Source organism: Nocardia sp. NPDC004260, from assembly GCF_053603155.1.
In genome coordinates, this window is sequence record NZ_JBSGEZ010000159.1 from 1 (window position 1) to 5,874 (window position 5,874).

The 5,874-nt window shown below is 65.4% G+C and carries 5 protein-coding genes and 2 pseudogenes; 2 read left to right on the plus strand and 5 right to left on the minus strand.

The annotated features are described in order from the left end of the window. Nucleotides 1–145: 145 nt before the first annotated feature. The 5 genes and pseudogenes from ACWEO7_RS37745 to ACWEO7_RS37765 form a co-directional block, all read right to left on the minus strand. Nucleotides 146–1,168, minus strand: coding sequence for an integrase (locus tag ACWEO7_RS37745; protein WP_452430437.1), 1,023 nt, complete (start codon nt 1,166–1,168; stop codon nt 146–148). Between the two features lie 347 nt (nt 1,169–1,515). Continuing rightward, complete coding sequence (locus ACWEO7_RS37750) at nt 1,516–1,836, minus strand: helix-turn-helix domain-containing protein (RefSeq protein WP_452430439.1); 321 nt, start codon at nt 1,834–1,836, stop codon at nt 1,516–1,518. A gap of 137 nt (nt 1,837–1,973) precedes the next feature. Next, nucleotides 1,974–2,795, minus strand: coding sequence for an SDR family oxidoreductase (locus tag ACWEO7_RS37755; RefSeq protein WP_452430440.1), 822 nt, complete (start codon nt 2,793–2,795; stop codon nt 1,974–1,976). A 60-nt stretch (nt 2,796–2,855) separates the two neighbouring features. Next, a pseudogene (locus tag ACWEO7_RS37760) lies at nt 2,856–4,105 on the minus strand (IS256 family transposase). Nucleotides 4,106–4,400: 295 nt separating this feature from the next. Then, on the minus strand, nt 4,401–4,706 hold the full coding sequence (locus ACWEO7_RS37765) for a hypothetical protein (RefSeq protein ID WP_452430442.1): 306 nt from the start codon (nt 4,704–4,706) through the stop codon (nt 4,401–4,403). 64 nt (nt 4,707–4,770) lie between these two features. On the opposite strand from ACWEO7_RS37765, the pseudogene ACWEO7_RS37770 reads away from it, so the two are divergent. Together ACWEO7_RS37770 and ACWEO7_RS37775 are read left to right on the plus strand one after the other, a co-directional pair. Continuing rightward, nucleotides 4,771–5,187 (plus strand): annotated as a pseudogene (locus tag ACWEO7_RS37770) (recombinase family protein); the annotation flags it as partial. 487 nt (nt 5,188–5,674) lie between these two features. After that, nucleotides 5,675–5,874 (plus strand): hypothetical protein (locus tag ACWEO7_RS37775; RefSeq protein WP_452430443.1); only part of this gene is annotated, 200 nt, incomplete at its 3' end.

Consider the following 5,874-nt stretch of genomic DNA (forward strand, 5'->3'; position numbering starts at 1 on the left):
ATGTGTTCATGCGGTACGAGCTGGACTGAAGGCTGTGCCGGATGTATGCGGTGCCGTTGCCCGTCGGAAGCGGAGTTGAGCGGCGACGTGAGCGAATCGCGTCGTCGTCTTCTATCGCCGGGAAATGTCCATACTCCCCGTGGGTTCAGCCGGACTGAAGCGATTTCAGTGGGAACTCACGGCTTTTCGGTTGCCGCAGGCAGGGAACCGCCGTGGGTTCCGGCCGGAGTCGAGCGGTTTCGTTCGGTTCCATTGCCCTGCGGCTGTTCGATCTCGTTGCTGAGTAGGTGCTGGGCGACGGTCGAATACCGCAGCGCGGTGAAGTGGTCGAGTTGAAGACGAGAGACAGGTACAGCGGGTCCGGGCCTGCGGTGAGTGCTTCGTGCAGGATTCGGTCGGCTCGGATGCGGTCGATGCTGAATCCGTTGCGGCCCAGACTGAAACGGACGAACGGCCCGCTGACCGGGCCGGTGCCGAGGACGGTCTTGGCGTTGACGAGCACGTGCCGGTTCGGGGTGCGCGGCCAAGCGCCGCGGCGGTGATCGAGCCAGGTTGTCGATGCCCTGTAGGTCAGCTCGCCCATGCGTTGGTGGTGGCCGTCAAGAGTGATGCGCCGGTTGGGGATGTCCAGGTCATCGAGGGTGAGGTTGCGGATGACGCTCGTGCGGGCGGCGTGCTCGGCGGCCAGAGCGACGGCGAGCCGGTGCGCGGGCTCGGCGGCGAGTTGCTCGATGAGCCGGATCTCGTCATCGGTCATCGGCACCAGGGCGGGATCGACGGGACGGCCCTTGAGACCGGTGGCGGGATTGCTGGAGGTCAGGCCACGTTTCTTCGCGAATCCGAACAACGAACGCAACGCGCAGACGGTGTTGTTGCGCCGGTAGCCGCGCAGCGGCGCGAGCGCGGCGTAGATGTCGGTCTTGGTGACTTCCCGCAGGTGACCGTACTGACTCATCCACTGTGTCAGCAACGGGCGGACCTGGCCGAAATAGGCGTAGAGAGTGGCTTGCGAGCGAGGCTTGGCCCTGTTGTCGCCGTCGAGCAGCACGAACAACCATCGGCGGACGGGCTCGGCGAAACCGGGGGTGAGTTCGCCGACGTTGCGGTCGATCCATGCCCTGATCGCCGGTGTCGTGTCGTCGTCGAGTAGTCCGAGATCGTCGAGCAATTCGACCAGCCGTGGTCTGGGAACGTGGCGATGCGGACGGGAACGGACCTCGCTCAGCGGGACTCGCTGTCCGTCTGGGCGGCCCTCCAGCACTGTGACCAGGCCGTCCAGAACGCACCGGGTCGATGACTCGTCCCAGCCATGAGCTTCGCCGAGGTGCTGGGCTCGGGCAGCCGCTGCCTAGATGATCGGGTCGGGTGACAGCACCGCGGGGTGCTGCCATCTCGGTGGCGGCGGTTTTCCTGCGCGTTGACGCCAGTAGGACGCCCAGGCGCGGCATAAGTTGTGGCAATACTTGCGATCTCGACGACTGCCAGCTGGCAGCGGCTCCTCACAGTGCAGACAGATCATCGAGGCGGCAACGACCTCCCGGCCCGGGCGCGGACGACCGGCCGAACCTCGCCTACTGCGGGTGCGGTCTCCTCGGTCGCCGGCTTCGGCGCAGTGACGGTGTCGGGTTCGGGAATGAGCAATTCCTCGACTCCGCAGCCGAGCGCCGCGCAAATGACATCCAGGTCACGGAGCTTGACGACGTTCGGATCGCCCGACCACAGCCAGGACATCTTCCCGGCGCTGATGACCAGGCCGCGGTCGGCGAGCATGCGCTGTAGTTCGCTGGCTTTCCAGATGCCGCGGTTGGCCGCGGCTAGGTGCAGGTTCCACTTCATCGGATCAGTCCTTTCCATCGGTCGGCGACGCGGCGTTGCCCGGTCACCCACGCGTCTTCGACGTGGGTGGCGTGGAAAATGGTGACGTCGGATATTGGAACTGTCTGAATACCCTGTCATTGGGGGTCGTGGGGTCGTCAGCTCTGTCGGCGGAAGCCGCCTTCGGTGTTGATGACTTGTCCGGTGATCCATGAGGCTTCGTCGGTGGCGAGCCAGCCGATGAGGCGGGCGGGGTCGTCGGGTGTGCCCCAGCGTTGAGCCGGGAAGCGGTGACGAACTGCCTCGTGAAGCTCGGGTGATGCGTATCCGGTGTCGACGGGGCCGGGGTTGACGGTGTTCAGAGTGATTGCCTGGTCGGCGAGATGGTCGGCCAGGGTGGGGGTGATCGAGGCGAGTGCGCCTTTGGCTGTGGCGTAGGCGATTTCGCCGCGCATGGGGCCGAGGTCTTGTCCGGATGTCATGAGGATGACGCGGCCTCCAGGGCGTCCGTCGTGCTGTGCGGCGAATGCCTGGGTGAGTAGTAGGACCGATCGGGTGTTCACGGCCCAGTGGGCATCGAGCAGTGCGGCGTCCAACGTGCCCAGTGGACCGTCGCCGCCGCTGCGCGCGTGGTTGCAGACGAGGATGTCCAGGTGCCCGTAAACCTCTCTTGCAGTGGTGATCAACTGAGCAGGTGCGTCGGGAACGGCGAGGTCGAGGCCGAGGTGGTGGACCGGAGCATTGTCGGCGAGGATTTTGATCAGGGCCTGTGGTCCGTCGGGGTCTGCTCCCCATGGCTGTTCGCTGTCGTGTGGTGCGTAGTGGTGCAGGAACAGGCTCGCGCCGGATGCGGCCAATCGGTGGGCGATCGCGTAGCCGATGCCCTTGCGTCGGCTCACTCCGGTGACCACGGCGACTCGACCACGCAGCGGAAGTGGATCACGTTGCAGTTCAGTGGTAGAGGGTTCGGTGTCGGGCATGGTGACGTCCGGAGTCCGGTGTAAATCGGCGGGTGCAGGTCCCGGCTTCGCTGGGTGATGTTACGCGGTGGCGCTGATGGTGTCGGCGGTATCGTCGGGTGTGCGGTGGGGCCGCAGTTGGCGGGGTGGTTCGAGCAGGCTGCGCCGCAGGTCCTGCAGCAGACGCAGCCCGGCGGGGGTCATGGTGAAACCACGCCAGCCGCGCGAGGCCCGGTCGGGCACGGCCCACACGATGCTGATGCAACTGGTCTCGCCGGGGAAGCGGCCGATAACTTTTGCGCGTCTTCGTGTTTCACCGAATGTGCGCTCGATGAAATTCGAGTGGCGAACCCGGTTGTGGTGTTCGGCGGGGAACCGCAGATACGCGGTCAGCCCTGACCGGTCGGTGGCCAGAATCTTCATCGCCGCCGGATAGGTTGTGCGGTAACGCGTTTCGACAGCGACCAGACGCTTGTCGACGAGTTCGACCAGTTTCGGGCCGGGCTCGACGGTCAGGTTCTCGGTGTCGAAGCAGGCCCAGTAACCGTCACGGATCTCGGCCTGCATCCCGGCGGGGATCTTCGCCGCGACGTTGCGCCACCGGTAGATCAGGCACCGCTGGCGCAGGGCGGCCGGGAAGATCTGCTCGATCGCGGCGATCAGGCCGCGAGCGCCGTCGGAGACGACCAGCAACGGGCATCGCAGACCACGATCGCGCAGGTCGGTGAGGAAATCGGCCCAGGCGTCGGTGGATTCCCCCGAACCGGGTGCCAGCCCGACGAATACGGGTTTGCCGGTGGTGGTTATGCCCCAGGCGGCCAGCACCGGCTCGGACGGTGACCCTGGATGCATGCGGAAGAACGAGGCATCCAGGAACAGATAGTCCAGCACCACCTCCTCCAAACGCCGCTGCACCCATGCCTCGTACTCGGTTTTGATCGCGGAACAGACCCCGACACCGTCGATTTCGAGATCGATGCCTGGTCGCCGAGCGCGTCGGCGAGGGGGGCTTCCACATCGCGGACCGACAGCCCGCGCACGAACGACGCGATCACCAGTGACTCCAGCGCGTGAGTCTTGGTGACATGCTTGCCGTCACCGGCCGATACCCGTTACGGGAACCCGGCTGCGCCTCGCACACGGTGCCGGTGCGCTGGTCAGCGGTCGCGGCCGAGGAACTCGGTCACCTCGGCCTCGAGGGCGGCCTGCATCAGCAACTGGGCGCCGAGGCGAGCCACCTCCTCCAAGATCTCGGGTAGCTCACGATCGGAGGCGAACAGTTCGTCGATCTTGGCGCGGACACGGTCGGTCGGCGATACTCGTGCGGGCACGGGCGTAGCTCCTTCTTCGATGACTTGGCGGTTTTCGAAGCGGAACCTACGCCCGGCCTCGTTCACGAGGCCGGATTTACACCGAACTCAGGACGCGACCCACGCCGCCGCCCTCATCTGCTGGCGAAGACTCCGCAACCGAACCTGATAGGTGCTCTACACCTCTGGTCGTTGTCTGGGTGCCCTGTATGTGCTCCAGGGATTCGGGGGGTGGCCGTATCGACCGGGTTTGATTTCAGAACCGAATTCGACGATGAAGTTGCCACTCTGTTGGACCGAGTCTGGTCCCGGTCTTTCAATAGAACCCATAATTCGGACAGAAGATTTTTCGGTGGCGTGTACGTCGAAGTCTATTCCTGCAGAATTCGGCCGACTTGCGAGCGGCCGATCCTGCGGCGGGGGAACACGACATCTGGATCAGATCAGCCGTCGGCGCGCCTTTGGTGGCCAGTTTGAAATGCTTGTCCGCGGCAAGGATCTGCCCGTAGATTTCTCCGTCGACTTTCATGGGAACCCATCTGCCCCATTTCGTGAACGGGATCTCCTTCCTGACCTGAACGACGTAGTTGTTCCCGTTGGCGTGCGCCTGCGCGAATACCATATCCTTCGCCTGTCCCCAAGGGGACGGGGCTACCCCTACCCGGCGCGGCGGCTTTCCACCGTAGATTATGAACGGTGACACCGTGATCGTGCACTCCATGGACCGCCTGGCCCGCAATCTCGATGATCTGCGGCGGTTGGTGCGCACCCTGACCGGCAAGGGTGCGCGGGTGGAGTTCGTGAAGGAGTCGCTGACCTTCACCGGGGAGGACTCGCCGATGGCGAACCTGTTGCTGAGCGTGATGGGTGGGTTCGCCGAGTTCGAACGCGCCCTGATCCTCGAGCGCCAGCGCGAGAGCATCGCTGCGGCGAAGGCCCGCGGCGCCTACCCCGGCCGCAAACCGGCCCTCACCATCGAGCGGGCCGCCCAGCTGCGCGCCCGCGCCGCCACCGGGGAATCGAAAGCGGCGCTGGCCAAAAAGTTCGGCGTCAGCCGTGAAACCCTCTACGCCTACCTGCGAGCTGAGACCGTGACGGCCTGACCGGCTGGTTCTGATCGCGAACCTGGGCAGCGTCTGATCGCGAATCTCGACACCGCCTGATCGGCGGTGGCTGAACCAACCCCCACCGCCATAACGCTGTTCTGTCTCGTTGTATGTGAGACAACGTGAGCGGGGCGTCTTCGCCGTTGAGGCTGCGTTGCGGCCCGTGGGGTCCAAGTCCGCCGGATCCGGCGCTAGTGTGATCAGCAACGTCCTGACCAGCAGGTTTCCCGGCGGCCAGGCCATTTCTGCGAAATCCGGCGCTAAGGGGTTACCGCGCACAGGTACTGACTATGTTCGGTAACTCCGGTGACGACCTGGGGAAACGATCCGCCCTGAGGCTCGGTGACTCCGCAAACTATCTGCGGTAACGGCTTACCGCCGGATTTGGCGGACTTGGACCCCACGGGCCGACTACCAGGCCCGCCTGCGCCACGGCCTGCCCACCCTCGAAGTGCAGGCGCGGCTGGCCGACGCCGTGTCGGTGATGACTCCGGAAGATCAGCAGATCGCCCGCGACCGCGGCAAGACGATCCGCGCCAACCCCGCCGGGGACTACAAGCCGCTGTGGCCCGATCACGTGGACCGCGACGAGCTGGCCGCGACCGTGCGCGCCTACGCGGCGCTGGCGCCGTCGGTGGAGGCCCGCATCGCCCGCGCCGACGGTCTGGATCCGCAATGGGCGCT